This window comes from Humibacillus xanthopallidus, from assembly GCF_044793955.1.
GTDB classification, from domain to species: Bacteria; Actinomycetota; Actinomycetes; order Actinomycetales; family Dermatophilaceae; genus Humibacillus; species Humibacillus xanthopallidus_C.
The window spans coordinates 4,590,645-4,611,149 of the sequence record NZ_CP084995.1; the positions used below are offsets into that span (position 1 = coordinate 4,590,645).

General features: G+C 70.7%; 18 protein-coding genes. 11 read left to right on the top strand and 7 right to left on the bottom strand.

Annotation, left to right across the window (positions count from 1 at the left end; all coding sequences use genetic code 11):
* Positions 1 to 45 precede the first annotated feature (45 nt).
* Positions 46 to 450 (top strand): NINE protein, encoded by a 405-nt coding sequence (locus LG278_RS20505; protein WP_404389545.1) that lies wholly within the window; start codon positions 46 to 48, stop codon positions 448 to 450.
* Here the strand turns inward: LG278_RS20505 and LG278_RS20510 are convergent.
* A complete protein-coding gene (locus LG278_RS20510) occupies positions 440 to 1,171 on the bottom strand; it encodes an SRPBCC family protein (RefSeq protein WP_404389547.1) in 732 nt (243 codons plus the stop codon). The genes LG278_RS20505 and LG278_RS20510 overlap by 11 nt on opposite strands.
* Positions 1,172 to 1,253: 82 nt before the next feature.
* Here LG278_RS20510 and LG278_RS20515 point away from each other — a divergent pair, with 82 nt between their 5' ends.
* A complete protein-coding gene (locus LG278_RS20515) occupies positions 1,254 to 3,446 on the top strand; it encodes an ATP-dependent DNA ligase (RefSeq protein WP_404389549.1) in 2,193 nt (730 codons plus the stop codon).
* Positions 3,447 to 3,481: 35 nt separating this feature from the next.
* Here the strand turns inward: LG278_RS20515 and LG278_RS20520 are convergent, their stop codons facing one another.
* The 4 genes from LG278_RS20520 to LG278_RS20535 all read right to left on the bottom strand — a co-directional run bounded on the left by LG278_RS20520 (position 3,482) and on the right by LG278_RS20535 (position 8,935).
* Positions 3,482 to 3,817, bottom strand: coding sequence for a hypothetical protein (locus LG278_RS20520; protein ID WP_404389551.1), 336 nt, complete (start codon positions 3,815 to 3,817; stop codon positions 3,482 to 3,484).
* A gap of 122 nt (positions 3,818 to 3,939) precedes the next feature.
* Positions 3,940 to 6,771 carry a cation-translocating P-type ATPase gene (locus LG278_RS20525; protein ID WP_404389553.1) on the bottom strand — a complete coding sequence of 944 codons (2,832 nt, stop codon included), beginning with the start codon at positions 6,769 to 6,771 and terminating at the stop codon, positions 3,940 to 3,942.
* Positions 6,772 to 6,841: 70 nt separating this feature from the next.
* Positions 6,842 to 7,183 carry a nuclear transport factor 2 family protein gene (locus tag LG278_RS20530; protein ID WP_404389554.1) on the bottom strand — a complete coding sequence of 114 codons (342 nt, stop codon included), beginning with the start codon at positions 7,181 to 7,183 and terminating at the stop codon, positions 6,842 to 6,844.
* A gap of 171 nt (positions 7,184 to 7,354) precedes the next feature.
* The gene (locus LG278_RS20535) at positions 7,355 to 8,935 is read right to left on the bottom strand and encodes a plasmid pRiA4b ORF-3 family protein (protein ID WP_404389556.1); all 1,581 of its coding nucleotides are present in this window, start codon (positions 8,933 to 8,935) and stop codon (positions 7,355 to 7,357) included.
* A 141-nt stretch (positions 8,936 to 9,076) separates the two neighbouring features.
* Between LG278_RS20535 and LG278_RS20540 the strand changes: the two genes are divergently transcribed.
* From LG278_RS20540 to LG278_RS20580, 9 genes are all read left to right on the top strand, one after another.
* Entirely contained in the window at positions 9,077 to 9,643 is a 567-nt protein-coding gene (locus tag LG278_RS20540; RefSeq protein ID WP_404389557.1) for a hypothetical protein, read from the top strand.
* A 1-nt stretch (position 9,644) separates the two neighbouring features.
* Positions 9,645 to 10,175, top strand: a complete 531-nt coding sequence (locus LG278_RS20545; protein ID WP_404389559.1) for a DUF6036 family nucleotidyltransferase — start codon at positions 9,645 to 9,647, stop codon at positions 10,173 to 10,175.
* Positions 10,176 to 10,267: 92 nt separating this feature from the next.
* Complete coding sequence (locus LG278_RS20550; protein WP_404389561.1) at positions 10,268 to 11,311, top strand: ERCC4 domain-containing protein; 1,044 nt, start codon at positions 10,268 to 10,270, stop codon at positions 11,309 to 11,311.
* A 69-nt stretch (positions 11,312 to 11,380) separates the two neighbouring features.
* Positions 11,381 to 12,871: a heme peroxidase family protein gene (locus LG278_RS20555; RefSeq protein WP_404389563.1), complete on the top strand. Its 1,491-nt coding sequence runs from the start codon at positions 11,381 to 11,383 to the stop codon at positions 12,869 to 12,871.
* Positions 12,872 to 12,967: 96 nt separating this feature from the next.
* The gene (locus LG278_RS20560; RefSeq protein ID WP_404389565.1) at positions 12,968 to 13,450 is read left to right on the top strand and encodes an SRPBCC family protein; all 483 of its coding nucleotides are present in this window, start codon (positions 12,968 to 12,970) and stop codon (positions 13,448 to 13,450) included.
* A 20-nt stretch (positions 13,451 to 13,470) separates the two neighbouring features.
* On the top strand, positions 13,471 to 14,463 hold the full coding sequence (locus LG278_RS20565) for a methyltransferase (RefSeq protein ID WP_404389567.1): 993 nt from the start codon (positions 13,471 to 13,473) through the stop codon (positions 14,461 to 14,463).
* A 162-nt stretch (positions 14,464 to 14,625) separates the two neighbouring features.
* Positions 14,626 to 15,561 carry an acyl-ACP desaturase gene (locus LG278_RS20570; protein ID WP_404389569.1) on the top strand — a complete coding sequence of 312 codons (936 nt, stop codon included), beginning with the start codon at positions 14,626 to 14,628 and terminating at the stop codon, positions 15,559 to 15,561.
* Between the two features lie 294 nt (positions 15,562 to 15,855).
* A complete protein-coding gene (locus LG278_RS20575; RefSeq protein ID WP_404389571.1) occupies positions 15,856 to 16,380 on the top strand; it encodes a DoxX family membrane protein in 525 nt (174 codons plus the stop codon).
* A gap of 27 nt (positions 16,381 to 16,407) precedes the next feature.
* Positions 16,408 to 16,872, top strand: coding sequence for a hypothetical protein (locus LG278_RS20580; RefSeq protein ID WP_404389573.1), 465 nt, complete (start codon positions 16,408 to 16,410; stop codon positions 16,870 to 16,872).
* 63 nt (positions 16,873 to 16,935) lie between these two features.
* Here the strand turns inward: LG278_RS20580 and LG278_RS20585 are convergent, their stop codons facing one another.
* Together LG278_RS20585 and LG278_RS20590 are read right to left on the bottom strand one after the other, a co-directional pair.
* Positions 16,936 to 18,243, bottom strand: a complete 1,308-nt coding sequence (locus LG278_RS20585; RefSeq protein ID WP_404389575.1) for a nucleotide disphospho-sugar-binding domain-containing protein — start codon at positions 18,241 to 18,243, stop codon at positions 16,936 to 16,938.
* Positions 18,240 to 20,498 carry a glycosyltransferase gene (locus LG278_RS20590; RefSeq protein ID WP_404389577.1) on the bottom strand — a complete coding sequence of 753 codons (2,259 nt, stop codon included), beginning with the start codon at positions 20,496 to 20,498 and terminating at the stop codon, positions 18,240 to 18,242. Before LG278_RS20590 ends, LG278_RS20585 begins: the two co-directional genes overlap by 4 nt.
* Positions 20,499 to 20,505 lie beyond the last annotated feature (7 nt).

Genomic DNA, 20,505 nt, shown 5'->3' on the forward strand with positions numbered 1-20,505 from the left:
CGGCATGCTGGGGATGGCACATCACCCGATCCTCCGGAGGACCGCATGACCCAGCAACCCCCTCGCGAGATCCCTGCGGGCTGGTATCCCGACCCCGAGGGCAAGCCGCAGTCGCGCTACTGGGACGGCGACGCGTGGACCTCCCAGGTCGGCCCGATCCTGCCGCAGGCCCAGCCCCCCGCGGCGCCGGCGATCTCCACGGCGTTCGTGGCGGTCTCGCACGACGCCGCCGGCAACCCGGTCAGCGACCGGTCACGACTCGCCGCCGCACTGCTCTGCTTCTTCGTCGGCGTGCTGGGCGTGCACCGCTTCTATGTCGGCAAGGTCGGCACCGGCATCCTGCAGCTGGTGACCTTCGGCGGTCTGGGCATCTGGGCCCTGATCGACCTCATCATCATTCTGGTCGGCACGTTCCGCGACAAGCAGGACCGCGTCCTGCTCAACTGGTGACCCACCCGCCCGGCTGGGGTCCGCCCGGCCGGGCCGCCTCCACCCGCTGACGTATGCCGTGCAGCATCTTTCGCGTCATCAGCGCGCTCCCAGCCGCGAGGGGTTCGACGACGAGTCGTGACGCGGGGGTCGTGTAGCCGTAGCGCTCGCGCACGACAAGCCGGGTGCGCAGCCCCGGGTGGCGGCGCACGACGAAGGCCCACGTGAAGTCGTAGGGCGGGGCGGGCTCCCCCGGTCGTGCCCGGCCGTCGACGACGAGGCTGTGCCCTGGATTGACCTCCGCGACGACGAGCGCGAGCTTCGGGTGCAGCCGGAACGGGTCGCCGACCTTGACGTCCTGCCACTCGGGGTGGATGCGGTCTGCGCTCTCGATCTCGCAGCCGACGAGGTTCTCGAGGCGGTCGTAGCTGTAGAAGCCACCCCGCCCCTGGCCGAGCTGGGCGACCCAGGGCCAGACCTGGTCGGGTGTGGCGCCGATCGTCGCTGCCCGGGTCGCGACGAGATCGGCAGACGGCAGCAGGTCGTCGCCGGGCAGGGTCTCGATGGGCTCGCCGCCGGTCGCGCCGTAGTGCAGGTAGGTCCAGCGGAACGTCCAGGCACTGAAGGCGGCCAGCGCCGCAGCGCTACCGATCAGCCCGGCGCGTGTCAGCTGCCTGGCCCGGTCGGGCGGCCCGGACTCCTGCACTGCGTCCGGCACTGCGTCCTGCGCTGCGTGGTGCACGACCCCATCGTGTCACTACCGGGCGCTGCGCTGGCCGGGTCTGACGCACGTCGTTGACGGTGCCCATGGCTACGATCGGCGGGTGAGCGCCAAGCCCGCCGTCGTCGAAGCGCCAGGTCCGTCCGGGGTGCGGGAGGTGCGCGTCTCGAGCCCCGATCGAGTCCTGTGGCCGGCCTCGGGCATGGCGGACGGTCAGCCGGTCACCAAGCTCGACCTCGCGGCATACCTCGTGGCAGTGGGTGACCCGCTGCTGCGTGCGCTCGGCGACCGGCCGGTAACGCTGCAGCGCTTCCCCGAGGGCATCGAGGGGGAGGAGTTCTTCTCCAAGAACCCTCCCAAGGGCGTGCCCGACTTCACGCGCACGGTCATGTGCACCTATCCGTCCGGGCGTCGGCACTCCCAGCTGGTCGTCGACGAGGTGGCGAGCGCGGTGTGGGCCGCGCAGATGAACACCATCACCTTCCACCCCTGGCCGGTGCGCACGGGCAACGTCGACAACCCCGACGAGCTGCGCATCGACCTCGACCCACAGCCCGGGCGAGGTTTCACGGATGCGGTCGAGGCGGCATACGCCCTGCGTGAGGTGATGGCCGAGATCGGGCTGACGGCGTGGGCCAAGACGTCGGGCAACCGCGGCGTCCACGTCTATGCGCGGGTCGCGCCGACGCACGAGTTCCTCGACGTGCGGCACGGCGTCATCGGCATCGCCCGCGAGCTCGAGCGGCGACTGCCCGACCTCGTCACCACCTCGTGGTGGAAGGAGGAGCGCGGCGAGCGCATCTTCGTCGACTTCAACCAGGCGTGCCGCGACCGCACGATCGCGTCGGCCTACTCCCCGCGGCCGCTCCCGGGGGCGCCGGTCTCGACGCCGGTGACGTGGGAGGAGCTCGGGTCGGTCGACCCGAAGGAGCTGACCGTGCGCACCGTGCCGGATCTCGTGGCCGAGCGCGGCGATGCGTGGGAGGGAATCGACGACGCCGTGGGCGACGTCGCGGCCGCGCTCGCGCTGTGGCACCGCGACGTGTCCGAGCGGGGGCTCGGCGAGCTCAACTTCCCGCCCGACTACCCCAAGATGCCGGGCGAGCCGCCGCGGGTGCAGCCGAGCAAGCGACGCACCGACAAGGCGGACGACGAATACATGGCGCCCAAGGCCGAGCGCGACGCCGAGTTGCGCACGACGTGGGGTATGCCGGTCGTCCCACCGGTGTCGCCCATGCTCGCGAAGCCGGTCAAGGAGTTCTCGGCGGTCAAGGTCGAGGTGCTCTACGAGCCGAAGTGGGACGGCTTCCGCTCGATCATCTTCCGGTCGGGCGACCTCGTCGAGATCGGGTCGCGCAACGAGAAGCCGATGACCCGCTACTTCCCCGACGTCGTCGAGGCGGTCCTGGCCAACTTCCCCGAGCGGGCGGTCATCGACGGGGAGATCATCCTCGTGTCACCGAGCTCCGGAGACCGGCTGGACTTCGACCTGCTGCAGCAGCGCATCCACCCGGCGGCCTCGCGGGTCAAGAAGCTCGCGGCCGAGACGCCTGCGTCCTTCGTGGCCTTCGACCTGCTGGCTCTCGGCGACGAGGACTTCACGGGGCGCCCCTTCGTCGAGCGCCGAGCCGCCCTGGAGAAGGCGCTCGCGGGTGCGTCCGCTCCGGTGCACCTGACCGCCGCGACGGCGGATCGCGAGGTCGCGCAGGGCTGGTTCACCCAGTTCGAGGGTGCGGGACTCGACGGGGTCATCGCCAAGCCGCTCGACGTGGCCTACGAGCCGGACAAGCGGCTGATGTTCAAGATCAAGCACGAGCGCACCGCCGACTGCGTCGTCGCCGGCTACCGCGTGCACAAGAGCGGGCCCGACGCGATCGGCTCACTGCTGCTCGGGCTCTACGGCTCCGATGGTCAGCTGGCCTCGGTCGGGGTCATCGGGGCGTTCCCGATGGCGCGCCGGAAGGAGCTCTTCGAGGAGCTGCAACCGCTCATCGCCGAGTGGGACGAGCACCCGTGGAACTGGGCGGCGCCGTCAGAGGGCGACGACGGCGTGCGCACCCCGCGGTCGTCGGAGTACTCCCGATGGAACAACGGCAAGGACCTCTCCTTCGTCCCGCTGCGGCCCGAGCGGGTCGTCGAGGTGCGCTACGACCACATGGAGGGGGCGCGCTTCCGGCACACGGCGCAGTTCGTCCGGTGGCGGGAGGACCGCACCCCCGAGTCGTGCACCTTCGAGCAGCTCGACGAGCCGGTCAGCTACGACCTCGCCGACGTCCTGTCCGCCGGGAGCGACTGACCGCCCTCCGTGCCCTCTGCGTGACCCCGGCAGGACTAGTGCCGACGCGGGTGGCGGTCGTGGTGGCGGTCGGCCGCCTCGCGCAGCTGGGTGACGACCTTGGCCTCCGCGTCGTGGAGCGCGGCCTTCGTGTCGGCGAGGTCGGAAATGCCGATGACGGTCGGGAGACCACTGATGCAGACCTCGATCGAGGTGCGCATCCCGGGCTGGCCGCGATCCTTGACCCTCAGTCCGATGTGCACCATCGAGGGGTCGAACCGCTGGAGCTGGTGGAAAAGCTGGGTCAGGGTGCGCTCGATGAAGGGGAGGTCGTCCTCGTGATAACCGTCCTCGAGGCGGACCCGCTCCATGAAGAGGGCCGGAGTGCTCATTGCGGGCTCCTTTGCCGCGGTGGCGCCGATGCCGACGTCCCCCCGATTCTATCGAGCGGCCTTGTGCCCCGGTCCATACCGCGACGGTGAGAGAGTGCTCACCGTCCGGCGCGAGGGGACCGTCACGACCCGTGGACTGCCGCCCGACGACGCCGGTCGCTGACCCGTCGAACGAGCTTCATGAGCTCCTCGAGCCAGAGCACGATCGAGGCCAGCGCGACGCACACCGCCCAATGGGCCGGGTCCAGGGAAGCCGTGCCGAAGGCGACCTGCAGGAACGGGAGGTGGACGACGGCGATCTGCAGAGCCACGGCGAGCAGGACCGCGGCCCAGAGCCATCGGTTGGTGAAGAGGTTGCGCAGGCCGCTCGTGCGATCGGACCTCGAGTTGAACGCGTTGAAGAGCTGCGCGAGCACGAGGGTCGTGAAGCCGGCGGTGCGCGCCACCTCGAGCGAGTCGGAGCCGGCGATGATGCCGCCTGGCAGGAACATGTCAATGCTGAGCAGCGTGACCGTCGCCATGACGATGCCGATGAAGCCGATCCGCGTCCACATGGCGCGATCGAGGATGCGGTCCGTCGGGCGGCGGGGTCGCCGGGCCATGACGTCGTCGATCTCCGGGTCGACCCCCATGGCCAGCGCCGGGGCGGAGTCGGTCACGAGGTTGATCCAGAGGATCTGCGTGGCGAGGAGCGGCAGCACGATCGTGCCGGGCTCGCTCGCGTCCTCCAGCCCGAGCACGCCTGCGAGGACGACGCCGAAGAAGACCGTGGCCACCTCACCGAGGTTCGAGGAGAGCAGATAGCGCAGGAACTTCGTGATGTTGTCGAAGATGACGCGGCCCCGGCGCACGGCGTCGACGATCGTCGCGTAGTTGTCGTCGCCGAGGATCATCGTCGCAGCCTCTTTGGTGACCTCCGTGCCGGTGATGCCCATGGCGATGCCGATGTCGGCCGACTTGAGCGCGGGGGCGTCGTTGACCCCGTCGCCCGTCATCGCCACGACGTTGCCGTGGTGCTGGAGCGCGTCGACGATGCGGAGCTTGTGCTCCGGCGCCACCCGCGCATAGACCGACACGTCGTCCACGACCGCAGCGAGCTGATCGTCGGTGAGCTCGTCGATCTCGAGTCCGGTCAGGGCGCGCGCGCCGGGGTCGACGATGCCCACGTCGGTGGCGATCCGCAGGGCCGTCGCCGGGTGGTCACCCGTGATGACGACGGTGCGGATGCCGGCCCGGTGCGCCTCGGCGACGGCGACCCGGACCTCTTCGCGCGGCGGGTCGAAGATGCCGACGACGCCGAGAAGGACGAGCTCCGACTCTGCCGTCTCGTCGAGGGCGTCGGCCACTGAACCGGGGGGCACAGCGCGATAGGCGACGCCCAAGGTGCGGAAGGCCTCGGCCGACAGCTTCTCGACCGAGTCGAGCATGCCCCGGCGGTGGTGCTCGTCCAGGGGCACGATCCCGTCCGCGACCAGCACCGAGGTGCATCGCGTCAGGAGGACGTCGGGAGCGCACTTGACGAAGAGACGGTCCTCGCCCTCCTCGACGTCGTGGCCGAGGACGGACATCAGCTTGCGCTGCGAGGTGAAGGGCACCTCGCCCACCCGCTCGTAGCGCGCGACCCGGGCCGCCGCGCCCTCGAGCTTGCCCAGACCGACGAGGAAGGCAGCCTCGGTCGGGTCGCCCTGAATGCTCCACTCGCCGCCCTCCTCGACCAGCTGGGCGTTGTTGGCGAGGGACCCTGCGACGAGGACGCCGCTCGCCTCGCGCAGCACGTCGGCTGGGGTCGCCGCACCGTCGGGCTCGACGCGCACCTCGCCCTCAGGGCGATAGCCGACGCCGGACAGCTCGACCATGCCTGACGGGGTCATCACCGTGCGCAGCGTCATCTCGTTGCGCGTCAAGGTCCCGGTCTTGTCCGAACCGATGACCGACGCCGAGCCCAGCGTCTCCACCGAGTGGAGGTTCTTCATGACCGCGTTGCGCCTGGCCATCGACCGGACCCCGAGGGCGAGGACGAGCGAGAGGATCGCCGGGAGCCCCTCGGGCACTGCCGCCACGGCGAGGGACACGCCCATGAGCAATATCGTCACCAGGTCCTGGGCGTCCTGCACCCCGCTGATGGCGGCGATCGCCGCCATCACGACGAGGGCGATGCCGATGACGGCGAGACCGAGGGCCTTGGAGACCTTGGCGATCTCGAGCTGGAGCGGTGAGGGCTCCGACTCGGTCCGGTCGAGCAACCCCGCGATGGCACCCATCTCCGTGTCCATGCCGGTGCTCGTGACCACGGCCCGCCCGACACCCTGCACGACGCCGGTGCCCCGGTGCACCATGTTGCGCCGGTCGCCGATGGCGACCGGGCCGGGGAGCACGTCGCAGGACTTGGGCGTCGTGTCGGACTCCCCCGTCAACGACGCCTCCTGCACACGCAGGCCCGTCGCGCTGACGATGCGGGCGTCGGCCCCGACCGAGTCGCCCTCGGTCAGGTTGAGCACGTCGCCGCGGACCAGCTCACGTGAGGCGACCACGGCGAGGCGACCGTCACGCAGCACGCTCGACACCGGGGCGGTCATCGACGCGAGTGCCGCGACCGCGTCAGCTGCCCGGGCCTCCTGCACGAGCCCGATCACCGCGTTCGCCAGGACGATGAGCGCGATGACGATGGCGTCGACCGGGACGCCGTTCATTCCCTCCCCCACCCAGGCTGCGAGCGAGATGACGATCGCCGCAAGCAGCAGATAGACGAGGGGATCCTTGAACTCGCCAAGAACCTTGCGCCACAACGGCACCGGCGGCTTCGAGCGCAACTCGTTGGGGCCGTCGGCAACGAGCCGAGCCATCGCCTCGGCAGCGCTCAACCCGACCGACGCGTCGACGCCCAACGCCGCCGCGACGTCGGCAGCGGGCCGGACCGTCGGGTCGGCGACGTCGGGCCGCTCGGCAATCACCATGGAGGATGACGCCCGCGCACGTTCGCCCCGTCTCAGGGCGATCGGGTCGGGGTGGCGCCGGCCAGCGACGTCACGCGGACTGCACGGTGTAGACGACCGTCTGCACGCGGATCATGCCGTCCTTGAAGATGAAGGTGTCGACCCCGTTGTCGACCCTGCGCCCGCCGCCGGTCGCCTTCCACTCGAGGTAGAGCACGTCGTCGGCAAACGTCTGGTCGAGCTCCCACTCGGCCTGCGGGACGTCGCTCAGCAGCTGGGTGAAGACCTCACGGGCCCCGTCCTTGCCGCGGTAGACCTTGCGCTGCACCACCAGGACGGCGTCGTCGGCATAGTCGGCGATGATCTCTTCCAGATCCTCGGCGCCCAGAGACTGGCCGTGGTGCGCGAAGACTTCTTCCGGGGTGCGTGCCATGGGGCTCGCCTACCTTCTCTGTGTGGGTCTCAATTCCCCTGACGCCTCGAGTCTCCTCGCGAGGTCAGCGGCTTGTCGATGACCCCCGTCACGTTGACTGCTGTGTCTGCCATTCACAGGGGCCTTCTGTGCCACAGAGGAACTCGCAGACCTGAGGTGAATCGGATCGCGTCACCGCCTGCGTTGCAGGATCCCCCGCGCGATCCGCCTCCCCAGGACCGCGCGCGCTTCATCCCCGTCAACACAGCGCACCATCTGCCTGACGACGCGGAGGGTGTCACGTGTCGCGGCCCGCACGTGGCGTGGTTGGAGAGGGAGGCCGTCGCCACCGCGCCAGCCCGCGTTGGCAAGCACGCGGCATACCGCAGCGGTGAGCTCGCCCTCGCCGTCGTCCAGCCTGAGACGACCGCCCAGCGCAGCACCACCGCTGACCCCGAGCAGCGCGAGCCCGGTGGCGACACGCTCGAAGTCCTCACCCTCGAGCGCCAGCCGGGTCAGCACGAGGTCGAGCAGGGCAGCGGGGTCGGCGCGCAGGCGCCGACCGTTGGCCGTCGGCATGAGTCGGCCCTTGGCCTTGCGGATCAGCCCGTAGCGACGGCAGCGTTCGCGCAGGTCGAGCACGGGGATCGTGAGGTCCTCACGGTTGCCCTTGCCGATCCACTCGCCGTCGAGCTGCGCTTCGCCATAGATGGCCTCGACCACGCGGGGCGGCAGGTAGCCCGCCGCCGTGAGCGTGAGCCCGTCGCCAACGGCCTCGAGCACGGCGCGGTAGGGCGTGGTCAACGCGGCCGCCTCCTCGGCGGTGAAGACCGCAGCCTCGTCCCAGCCGGGCGCAGCCAACCAGTCGTCGACCTCGAAACGAGCAGCCGTCGAGAGCCGGGTGATGGCCTCGACCAGCTCGCCCGGCAGCTGCGCCAGCGCGGTCGCGGTGTCACGGGGCGCGAGGCGCGCCAGTCCCGTGGTGACCTCGTCGAGGTCGAAGTGGTCGGGGTGCCACCCCTCCGGGAGCCACGCGCGCATCTCGGCGCCGGACAGTCCGTTTGCGAGGTGAGTCCCGGGGTCCTCCCCGCCGCGCACCCACGCGGCGACCTCCTCGTAGCCCGGGACGCCACCGACGTCCTCCGGAGGGCAGGCGCGCTCCCCCGCCAGGCACACGAGGGGGTATGCCGCCGAGCTCGGGGCGGACGGGTCGCCGGCACCCGCCGTGGCGGGGCTGGGCATCGGGTCGACGGACTCGAGCTGCAGGGTGTGGGTCCAGCCATCGCCGAAGTCGTACTCATAGGTGAGCGTGTCACCCGGCTCACGCAGCACCTGGTCGAGGCGGGCATCCGTCTCGAGCGTGCCCTCCTCGCCTTCGTCGAGGTCGTACTCGGTGATGAAGTGCGGGCTGCCGTGGGGGTCGCCGAGGGAGAAGCGATGCAGGTGCGAGTCGGTCCAGCCCATGGCCTGCTGGAGGGCGTCGTGGACCCTCGCGAGGTCAAGGTCACCCGGGACGGAGAGTCGGCGCCACACCTCGGGCTGGGTGTCGTCGAGGGAGACCCGCACGGTGAGCAGCACCGGCTCGGACGGCGGAGGCGGCAGCTCGATCGGCGGGTTGCGGACGTCGAACGGGTCTGGAGCGCCGGTCGCACGGGCGAGGCCGAAGCCGCCGATCATCGACCGGGCGAGGTCCTGCACCGCGTCCGGGCTCAGCGACTCGACCCAGGCCTTGATCTCGGCTGGCGTCCCGGGCGTCTCGGGCGGCTGGCTCATCTCACTCCTCCGGCTCTCGGGTCCGCTCGACGGTATCGGACCACCGACGCCGTGCTGAGCGAGCGCCTGACCCCCCACGCCGCCGCTCCTGACCCGGCGGGCGGCCAGCCCACTCGTGATAGCTCTTGCTATCGTTTGTGCATGACTCGCCTCAGCACTCAGGCGGCCCAGGCCGACGCGGCCATGCGGCGCGCCCGGATGCAGCTCGAGGACGCGGTGCTCGAGGCATCGGAGCGCGGCGAGAGCCAGCGAGCGATCAGTCGTCAAGTCGCACGATCGCAGCCCGAGGTGGCACGGCTCATCGGCCGCGCCCGGCGGCGCCGCGAGCGCAGGTGGCTCACCGCAGCCGAGAGCTCACGACTCATCGCGTCCGAGGTGCGCTCAGGCGACGAGGCCTTCGCGCTGCGACTCGTGCGAGCCATGCTCGACACCTTTCGCGGGCTCGACGACGATGCCCGCGCTCTCTTTCTCGCGGAGCGCCCGAGCATCGGCGAGCGGCGATGGGACACCCTCGTCCGGGCTGCAGTGGGCTGGGCGTGTCGTGAGGTCGCCTACCCAGCTCCTTCATGGACGAGGGTCGAGGCACTGGAGAGTCTGTGGTTCATCAGGCCCGAGCGAGCTCTGGCGGGCCGCCTCGTCCAGCGGACACCGACCGAGCTGGCTCTCGTCGGCATCTTCATCGACGCCGAGTCCTTGACAGGAGTCTGAGGTGGCAGGCCTGTCGAGACACGACATCACCCAGCTGTTGGAGGAGCTGGCCAGGCGGTTGGACGCCGCCGAGGTGGCGGCACGCATCTACGTCGTCGGGGGAGCCGCGATCGCGCTCGACTGGGACACCCGCAGGTCCACGCATGACATCGATGCCGTTCTTCACCCGCGCGAGACCGTGCGCTCCGTCGCGGCCGAGATGGCGATCGAGCACCACCTCCCTGACGACTGGTTGAGCGACGGTGTGGCTGCCTTCGTCCCCACGCGCGAGACGGGGCGGCGGCCTCGGGTCGTGGCTCGGTACGCAAACGTCGAGATCGTCACCGCTCCTGCACCACACCTGCTCGCCACGAAGATGGCTGCCTTCCGACAGGGCGACATGGAGGATCTGCGGGTGCTGGTGCGACATCTGCGCATCACCACGGCCGGGGAGATCGCAGACCTGTGCGAGCGCGTCTACGGTCCGGACTCGGCCATCCTCCGTGCACGTGAGGAGCTCTTGTGGCAGGCCGCTCTCATCCTCGAAGGCTGACCATCCACCCGGTGCAAGCGGGGTCTGGACGATGTCTGCCGTAGGGGCAGGCCCCGCGCTGGGGACCGGCTGCTGACCGGACGTGAGGCAGGATGGGTGCCGTGCCCGATGACTTCCTCATCGCCCGCAACCCGGACGAGGAGAGCACCCTCCCCTTCCTGGTGCGAATCCCTCTGGGCCCCAACGGGATCGTCATCAAGGCGAAGGACACGTGGCCGCGCACGGGCAAGGTCTACTGTCACCGCGCGGAGGCCTGGCCCGATGACGCCGAGATCATCGAACGCGTGCCGACGCGCGTCTGCACCAGCCGCGGCGCCTCGATCGAGCTCGTGCTCGACCGCGGCAAGGAGAACCGCTCGCAGTTCGTCCTGACCCGGGCCAAGGGCCGTCCGGTCATCTTCTGGCAGAGCGCTCGGACGGCGAAGCAGGCCCGGCCCAACATCCGCCTCCCGACGGCCCGCCCCGCCGTGGGCGAGCCCGCCGACCTCGAGGTGCTCGTCGACAGCCACGAGCGCTACGCCTGGCGCTTCAGCCACCAGCAGGTCGTCACCACACCGCGCCACCTCGCCGTGGGTGACTACGCCGTCGAGGTCGACGGGTCCGTCGTCGCCGCGGTCGAGCGCAAGTCGCTCGAGGACCTCGTCTCGTCGCTGCTCAGCGGCAAGCTGAGGTATGCGCTCGCCGAGCTGAGCGGCATACCGCGGGCAGCCGTCGTGGTGGAGGAGCGCTACTCGCGCATCTTCTCCCTCACCTATGCCCGGCCGGCAGTCGTCGCCGATGCCGTCGCCGAGTGCCAGGCACGGCACCCGTCGGTGCCCATCATCTTCGCCGAGACGCGAGCACTCGCCCAGGAGTGGACCTTCCGCTTCCTCGCTGCCGCGCGTCACGAGGTCACGCTCGAGAGCGCGGCCACCGGCGAGTTCGACGCCTTGACGCCTGCGGGGCCCGTGCCAGCAGCACCCGAGCCGAAGGCCTCCCGGAAGAAGCGCACCCGTGATCCCGACGGCGGGCCCGACACCGCCAGCGTGCGCGCCTGGGCGGTCGGCCAGGGCTTCGACGTGGCCGACCGTGGCCGTCTGCGCCCGGAGGTGTGGGCTGCCTGGGATGCCGCACACCACGACGCGCAGGCGACCTGACACACGCCGGGAGCCACGGGACGACCGGCCGGCGCGTATCAGGCGAGCCGCGCGCCGGCACTGAGACGTATGAGCCACGGAAGCGCTGACGCCGGTCTGACGACACCCCAGTCCACCTTCTACGACGAGGGTCGCTTCGGGCGGATGTTCCCGTCGCTGCCACCGTTCTCGGCGGACACCCCGTCGATCAGAGCCGCGCTCAGAGAGGTCGGCAAGCCCGGCGGCATCATGGACGCCGGTGACGATCTCACCGACCCGCTCGCCCTCATCGTGGATCCCGCTCTCAACACGGCGAATCCGAACAACCCGACGATGACCGCGGGCTTCACCTTCGTCGGCCAGTTCCTCGACCACGACATGACGTTCGATCCGACCTCGAGCCTCGCCCGGCGTCAGGACCCCGAGTCGATCCGCAACTTCCGCATCCCGGCGCTCGACCTCGACAGCGTCTACGGCGGAGGTCCGGGCGTGAGCCCGCACCTCTACGACCAGACCGTGGACGGTGGACGCACGACCTTCCTCGTCGAGGAGATCCCGGGGTCGGCCGCCGTCACGTGCGACGGGACGCCGCGCTACGACGTGCCGCGCAACAGCCAGAACGTCGCCCTGATCGCCGACCCCCGCAACGACGAGAACCTGATCGTCTCGCAGCTGCAGCTCGCCCTGTTGCGGTTCCACAACGCGGTGCTCGCCGACGTCAAGAGTGACCTCGGCTCGGGCTACACCCTCGAGGAGATCTTCGCCGAGACGCAGCGCGTCGTCCGCTGGCACTACCAGTGGATGATCGTGCACGAGTTCCTCCCGGCGACGATCGGCGCGAGCCTCACCGACGACATCCTCACCAACGGCCGCACGTTCTACGGGTGGCGCAACGCGCCCTACATCCCGATCGAGTTCTCCGTCGCCGCCTACCGCTTCGGCCACTCGCAGGTGCGCCCCAGCTATCGCGGCAACTTCGGCACCGACGCGGCCGACGCCGCACAGCAGTTCTTCGCCCTCTTCTTCAAGCCGGGCGACCCCAACCCCGCCGATCCCGACGACCTGCGCGGCGGGTGCCGCGCCTCGCGCCGCTTCGTCGACTGGCAGACCTTCTTCGACTTCGGCGACGGGCGCGCCCGTCCCAACAAGCTCATCGACACGACGCTGTCGAGCATCCTCTTCCATCTCATGGGACAGGCGACCGGCACCCCCGACTCGCTGGCGACGCGCAACCTCGTGCGGGCTCTGACGATGAAGGTGCCCTCGGGCCAGTCGGTGGCCAAGGCGATGACCCTGCCCCCGCTTGCTCCCGCCGACCTCGCGGACCTCGTGCCCCACCACCTGGAGAAGCGGACTCCCCTGTGGTTCTACATCCTTCGCGAGGCAGACGTGCAGGCAGGTGGCCAGCACCTCGGCGCCGTCGGCGGGCGCATCGTCGGAGAGGTGATCCTCGGCCTCCTCGAGGGTGACAGCCAGAGCTACCTCAACCAAGACCCCGAATGGTCGCCCACCTACGGCACGCCTGCCGGTTTCGGCATGACCGACCTCCTGCTCAAGGCGGGTGTCGTCGGCGCACTCTGATCGGCACGTGGCCGGCCTCAGACATCACCGACGCCGTATGCCGTCCGGCTCACCGGACGGCATACGGCGTCGGTCGCGCCGCAGTAGCGTTCGATCATGGAGTACACCCAGGAAGTCGTCGTCGACGTGCCGCGCTCTCGCTTCATCGAGCTCTTCGATGACCCCACCATGCTGTCGTCGTGGATGGAGGACCTGATCTCCTTCGAGCCCGTCCACGGCACCCCGGGCATGCCGGGGGCCCAGTCGAGACTGACCTTCCGCCGTGGGCGCGGCACGATGGAGATGGTCGAGACGGTGACCCGCCGCGACCTGCCGTATGCGTTCGAGGCCACCTATGACGCCAAGGGTGTCCACAACATCGCGCGCAACGAGTTCCACGAGGCCGGGCGCGGAGCGACGCGATGGGTGACACACAACGAGTTCCAGTTCAGTGGCGCCATGAAGGTCGTCGGGCTCGTGCTCGGTCGCAGCTTCCCCAAGCAGACGCGCACCACCATGGTCGCCTTCAAGACCTTCGCCGAGTCACAGCCGGAGTCGTCGCCCGGGTCGCCGCCCGGCGCCGGCAGCACAGGCAGCTGACACCGTTCGAGGAGGGCCACATGGAGCCACGCGACGAGCTCAGCGCCATGATCACCGGTCTGCGGCGCTCGGCCGCCCTGAGCGTCGCGGCCGAGCTCGGCATCTCCGACGAGATCGCCGCGACGGCCCTGACGGCCGACGCTTTGGCTGCACGGATCGGCGCCGACGCGGACACCCTGCGACGCCTCCTGCGCGTGCTCGTGGAGCTAGGGGTCTACACCGAGGACGCCGAGGGCCGCTACGCCAACACCGACCTCGGCGAGGTTCTCCGCTCGGACGTCCCCGGCTCGCTGCGTCCCTTGGCACGCACCTTCCAGGACCCCGCGACCTGGGGAGCCTGGGGTCACCTCGCGCACAGCGTGCGCACGGGCGAGAACGCCTTCGAGGCCCTGCACGGCGTCGACGTCTGGTCGTATCGGGGCGCCCATCCGGCGGCGAACGCCGTCTTCAACGCCACCATGGCGGCCCTGACGTCTCGGATGGCTGCTGCCGTGGCCGATGCCTACGACTTCGCCGGACTCTCGTCCGTCGTCGACGTGGGCGGTGGCGACGGCGTGCTCCTCGAGGCCGTCCTCGAGCGGCACGAGCACCTGACCGGCACCGTCTTCGACCTGCCCCAGGCCCTGCCGTCGACGCCCTCGACCGGCGCATCGGAGTCGGTCGCCGCCCGGTGGTCCGCAGTCCCCGGCGACTTCTTCGAGGCCGTCCCCTCGGCGGACGTGCACCTGCTCAAGAAGGTGCTGCACGACTGGTCGGACGATCAGTGCGTCGAGATCCTCACCATCTGCCGCGACAGCCTGCGTCCCAGTGGTGTCGTCCTCGTCGTCGAGACCGTGCTCGACCGCCCAGGGCGTGAGCTCGATGCGGCGCTGTCCGACCTCAACATGCTCGTCATGCCCGGTGGGCGCGAGCGCACGACCGAGGAGTTCGCGGCCCTGTTCGCGGCCTCGGGGCTTCGCCTCGCCCGGGTCATCGAGACCCCCACCGAGGTGGTCATCCTCGAGGGCGTCTGACGCCGCGGCCCCGAGCGACGCCCGTCGTCACGCCAGCCACGCAGCGTCACCCGGCCCCGCGGCATACGCGGAATCTGCGGTGGCGGGTCTGGATCGGAGCGCGCCGAGGGTGTAGGCAGGGACAAGAGCGCGGCGCCGCGCTCCCCCCACCGAGGAGGACCCATGGCCACACTCGACAGCGCCCAACTGCTCGCCGCCCTCGAGCCGACGGTGGAGGACAACCTCAACCGGCACCTCGCGGCGGCCCAGGAGTGGATGCCGCACGAGTACGTGCCGTGGTCGCAGGGCCGTGACTTCTTCGAGCTCGGCGGCGAGCCCTGGTCGGTGGAGCAGTCGCCGCTGTCGCCGATCGCGCGCACCGCCCTCGAGGTCAACCTGCTCACCGAGGACAACCTGCCGAGCTACCACCGCGAGGTCGAGCGGGCCTTCGGTCGCGACAGCGCCTGGGGCACGTGGGTCAACCGCTGGACGGCCGAGGAGGGCCGGCACGCCTTCTGCATCCGCGACTACCTCCTCGTCACGCGAGGCGTCGACCCCGACGAGCTCGAGCGCGCGCGCATGGAGACGATGGAGACCGGCTACGACTCCGGCGACAAGCCGCTGCTCAACGTCTGCGCCTACGTCTCCTTCCAGGAGCTCGCGACGCGCGTCTCACACCGCAACACCGGCCGCTACACGGAGGAGCCGATCGCCGAGAAGCTGCTGACGCGGGTCGCCAAGGACGAGAACCTGCACATGATCTTCTACCGCAACATCGTGCAGGCGGCGCTCGAGCTCACCCCGAGCCAGACCATGCGGGCGATCACCGACGAGGTGGTCGACTTCCAGATGCCCGGCGCGATCATCCCCGGCTTCGGCCGCAAGGCGGTGCAGATGGCGATGGCCGGCATCTACGACCTGCGCATCCACCACGACGACATCGTCGCTCCGCTGCTGCGCCAGTGGGGCGTCTGGGAGCTCGAGGGGCTCGACGCCGAGGGCGAGAAGGCCCGCGAGGAGCTCGCCGCAGCCGTGGCCGCGCTCGACGACGAGGCCTCGCGCTTCGTCGCGCGCCGCGAGGAGATGGCCGCGAAGAAGGCTGCGCGTCAGAGCAGCTGACGGAAGTATGCCGGGTGGACACGTGCGCACTCGACTGACCTTCTCGTCGAGTGCCCACTTCTCGACACGCCCGCCGGTAGGAGTCGCGTACCCGGCTGACCTTCTTGTCGAGCGGCCATGTCCCGAACCGGTCGCATCCGGGTCTGACTCGGCCACGTCTGATTCCGTGCGGATTCCGCACACATTCGGACACTTCGGCTGAGTAGGTCGACTCAATCCCGGACTCCGCGGTATCCGGATGCACTGCCGATCGCTCTTTGGGTCGATGCACCTCACACCCAAGGAGATTCACCCATGTCACAGCTCACCCTCGACCGCCCCGGCACCGACGTCACCACGTCGCGGCCCACCGGCGTGATCGCCACCTTCGACCGCGCACTCGGCCTCCTGCAGAGCCTGCTCAACCGTTACAGCGTCGGCTTCCTGCGGATCAGCCTCGGTCTCGTCTTCCTCGGCTTCGGCGTCCTCAAGTTCTTCCCGGGTCTCAGCCCCGCCGAGGACATCGCCGCCGCGACGATCGACCGGCTCACCTTCGGCCTCATCGGCGGCGAGTCAGCGGTCCTCATGACCGCCCTCCTCGAGACGTTCATTGGACTCACGCTGGTCACCGGCAAGTTCGTGCGTCTCGGGCTCGTCGTCCTGGCGGGCGCCTTCGCCGGCATCCTCTCGCCGCTCGTCCTCTTCACCGACGAGCTCTTCCCGGACGGCCCCTCGCTCCTGGGGCAGTACGTCCTCAAGGACATCGTCCTCGTCGCGGCCGCGCTCGTCGTCGCCGCCGGCGCCCTCGGGTCGCGGCTGCGGTCCGCCTCGGACTCCTGAATCCGTCTGACACCAAAGGGAAAGACCATGTTCACCAGCAACGCAGGACGCTACGACTCCCCGTGGGACTACACCCCGGGTGGCTTCTTCACGGCGAAGGGTGAGACCCACCGCTTCCCCGCACCCGTCCACCTGCGCATCGACCGCGTCCGCGAGGAGCGCGCCTACGTCCAGCAGGCACTCGCCGCCTCCAACCGTCGCACCGCTCGCCGGATCGGCGCCGGCGCGGTCGCGGTGGTCGTGCTCCTCGTCGGCCTGGGGGCCGTCTACCTGGCCGGGATCGGCTCTGCTTCAGACGGATTCATGCTCCTGTGGGCGCTCGAGGGCACCGTGTTGATGGCGGTCGCTGTGTTCGTCTGGCTGCTCCGCCGCAACGGCGCCGACCACGACCGGCTCGCAGCCCGTGCCCGCCTCTATGACGCACGCCTCACCGAGCTGCACCAGCAGATGCAGCAGGCTCGCGCGCTCCGGAGCACCCCTGCGCGTGTCTGAACGACACGTGACGACCCAGCCCGGCGGCATACGGCCCACACCGTATGCCGCCGGGTTGCGTTGTCAGACGGACGTGCCGGTGAGCAGGGAGCGGGCACGCTGCGCGCCCGGAGTGCGCACGAGGTCGGCACCGAGACGCTCGAGACGAGCGCGGCTCGCGCCGTCGAGTGCGAGGAGCCGGCCGGCTGCGGCAGCGATCTCCTCGGCGGTCGCGGCGTTGGGATCGAGCGCCTCCCCGATGCCGGCCTGCTCGATCGCTGCGGCGCCGGCGAACTGGTCGGTCGAGAGCGGCAGCACCAGGAGCGGCACAGCGGCCGTGAGGGCCTCGGTGACACTGTTGTTGCCACCGTGCGTGACCGCGAGCGCCGACCGTCCGAGCAGCCGCACCTGCGGCAGCGTCTCGCGCACCAACCACGATGAGGGCAGCTCTCCGAGGTCCTCACGTCGGGTGGAGCCGAGGGCGAAGGCGACGCGGATGTCCATGTCTCGCAACGCCGCTGCCACCGTGGCGAGCACATCGGAGCGCACGGAGAGGAAGCTGCCGAGGCTGACGTAGGCGATCGGCTCCGTGCTCTCACAGAGCCACGTCTCGACCTGCTCGTCGCGAGCCTCGGTGCGCACGGCCGAGCCGATGAACGCGTGCGGCGGGAGCAGGGCGGTGCGGGCGGGGTCATGCAGCTCACCGGGGTAGTTGAGCAGCACGACGTCACCGGTCTCGGCGAAGGCATCGGCACTCGGAGCAGACCCCGGCGCCAGCACCTCCAGCGCCCGGTTCCACTGCGCCGTGAAGGAGTCGCGCACTCCGGCACAGAGGCGGTGCAGGTCTGCGAGGGCGTCGCGGTCGGGGACGATCGCCGTCGGGAAGGCCGGCGGGTAGCCATAGACCTCGTCGCCCACGGTCAGCGCTGACGGGTGTCCGAGCACGACATCAGCGTGGTGCACCCCCGCGCTGATGAGGGCCAGGCGGGCGCTGAAGGCGAGGTGGTCGACGATGACCTGGTCGGGCTGCACCTCGGCGACGATGCGCTGCACGTCACGCGCCACCGTCACGGGGTCCCAGAGCAGGTCGTCGCCCCGCGCCTCTGCCTGGAAGGCAAGCGTCTCGACGGCGCCTCGGCGGGTGGCGTCGAAAAAGCCCCGGAGCGAGTCGTCCTCACCCTGGGGCTGGTCCTCGGCACGGATGACACCGGGGTTGGAGCCTCGGCCCAGCCGCAGGTCGACGCGCTCGAAGCCGAAGTCGCGCACGATCCCGGCCGTCGCCGGCCCCGTCGCGACGACGACCTGCTCACCCGCGTCGTGCCACGCCGTGCCCAGGGTCGCGAGCGGGTAGAGGTGGGAAGCGTAGTCGGGGCTGATGACGAGCAGCGTCACGACGCCTTGCCCCCAGCCTGAGCCGTATGCCGTGCGGTGGCCACCTGCTCATAGACCCCCGCCAGCGTGGTGGCCATCGTGTCGATGCCGAAGCGGTCACGGACGGTGGCCATCGTGCGCTCTGCGGTTGAGTCGGCCTCGGGCGATGCGGCGAGGTCGAGGGCGGCCACCACGGCGGCGGCCAGGGCCTCGACCGACGCCGTGTCGGCGAGCACGCCGGACTCGCCACTCGTCACGTAGGTCGCCGGTCCCCCGTTGCCGGGGGCCACGACGACGAGCCCGGCCGCCATCGCCTCGAGGATGGCGATGCCGAACTCCTCCTTGAGGCTGGCAGAGACGTAGATGCCGCGAGCCGCCGCTGCATCGCCGCGACCGTGCCGGGTCGCGGCGAGCCACGTCGTCACGGTCGCATTGGGGCGGTGGCCGGCGAGAAGGAGTCCGGTCGAGGCTGCGGAGCCGATCGGCACGACGGAGCCGATGAGGTCGAGCTGGCCCCGCTCGTCGTCATTGGGCTCGTCGAGGTCGCCGCCGACGACGAGCAGGTTGCAGCGGGAGGAGAGGTCGGGCCTCGAGGCCCAGGCCTGGACGAGGGTCGCCATGCCCTTGACGGGGTGCAGCCGGCCGACGGAGATGGCGAGCGGCAGCCCTCGCCGCTCGGCCGGAAGGGTGTCGAGCAGGGTGTCGAGCTCGCCCAGGGCCGAGGGCTCGGGGGCCGACGTGCCCTCGACGCCACGGGCGCTGTCGGTGTCGGTGTCTCGGCCGGCGTCGGGCGACGCGTGCCGGAGCCCGGCGTCGAGCGCGGGCAGGTTGATGCCCTCTGGCACGACAGAGAGACGCAACTGCTCGTCGTCGACGTCGATGCCGAGCAGGTCGCGCAGGTCGCGCTCGAGGTCGGCACGGGGGAAGACGACGACGTGGTCGGCCCGCCGGGCCAGCTGGCGCAGCAGGCTGTCACGGAAGACGAGGTGCTCGACCTCGTCGGCGTCGCCGATGGTGGCGCGGGTCAGCTCCCCCGAGCCTTCGCGCGATGCGACGAGAGCGTGGGGGTCGGGCGCCAGCGTGAGCACCAGCGGCACGCCGAGCTCATGCGCCGCCGAGGCCGCCGCGAGCGAGCCGACGTCGGCCATCCGGAGGTGCAGGGCGTCGACCTGCCCGGCGACCCGCAGGGCTCGGCGGATGCCACGACGCGCTGCCACCCAGAGCGGCCAGGCGCGTGCCGCCTGCGGGGACTGCCCCCACAGCGGCACCGAGAGATAGTGGTGACCCGGCTCCTCGACGTTTGCGAGGGCGGTCAGGGCGGCAGCCGAGCGGCCGCGCGAGAGCGTCAGCACCCGGCATACGGACGGCTCGGCCCGCAGGAGGGCGTCACCGAGGTGCACGAGCAGCGTGGCGATGCCGCCGGTGTCGCCGCGCCCGGCGTGCGTCAGCGCGCCGTCGATGTCGGCGTGCAGGAAGAGCTGGGCCACGGTGCGGTCGCCCTCGGGACGCGTCGTCGACCTCGGCTCGGCCACGGCACGCAGGTCGTCGAGCGCGAGCTGGGCCACCGGCGACAGGGCGCCGGGCTGGGCGGCGAGCATGGTGAGCACGCTGAGCGTCGACGCCGACGGCGTGAAGCCCTGCTCGCGCCGCTCGCGGGTCGGCGGCGGGTCGCCGAGCGCGGCGATCGCCGTGGCACGCGTCGTCTGGTCCTCGAGGTCGCCGAGCGCGACGGCCCGCAACAGCGACTGGGTGGCGTCGCCGGGCACGAGGCCGAGCGTCTCGACGAGACGTGAACGTGCGGCCGTGACGGTGGTGGTGGCCAGACCCCGGGCCACCATGACACGGACGTCGTCGGGGTGGCGCAGGGCCCAGGACTCGAGGGTGCGCTGGGCCAGCATGCCGCGGAAGTCGCCCTCGATGACGGCTGAGACGAGCAGGGGTAGAGCGTTGGGGAGCATCTCGCACCCGCCGAGCGCCCAGGTGGCGTGGTCTCGCAGGTAGGAGGGCCCTTCGCGGAGCACTGTGATGAGCGCCGATCCGGAGCGCTCGTGGCGCACGCCGCCGAGCGCCAGCACGGCGCCGATGGCCGCCAGCTGGTCGGTGGGGTCGAGGATCGCCGCGAGCAGCACCCGCACGGTCTCTGCGGTCTCGGGCTCGGCTGCAGCCGCGTCGGACAGGCCCTCGATGGCCCTCATCCCCGCGAGCAAGGACGGCGCGTTGCGCACATCGTCGAGTGCCACCCGGGTCGCCCCTGCACTCATCGTCGCTCGCTCCATGCTCGGC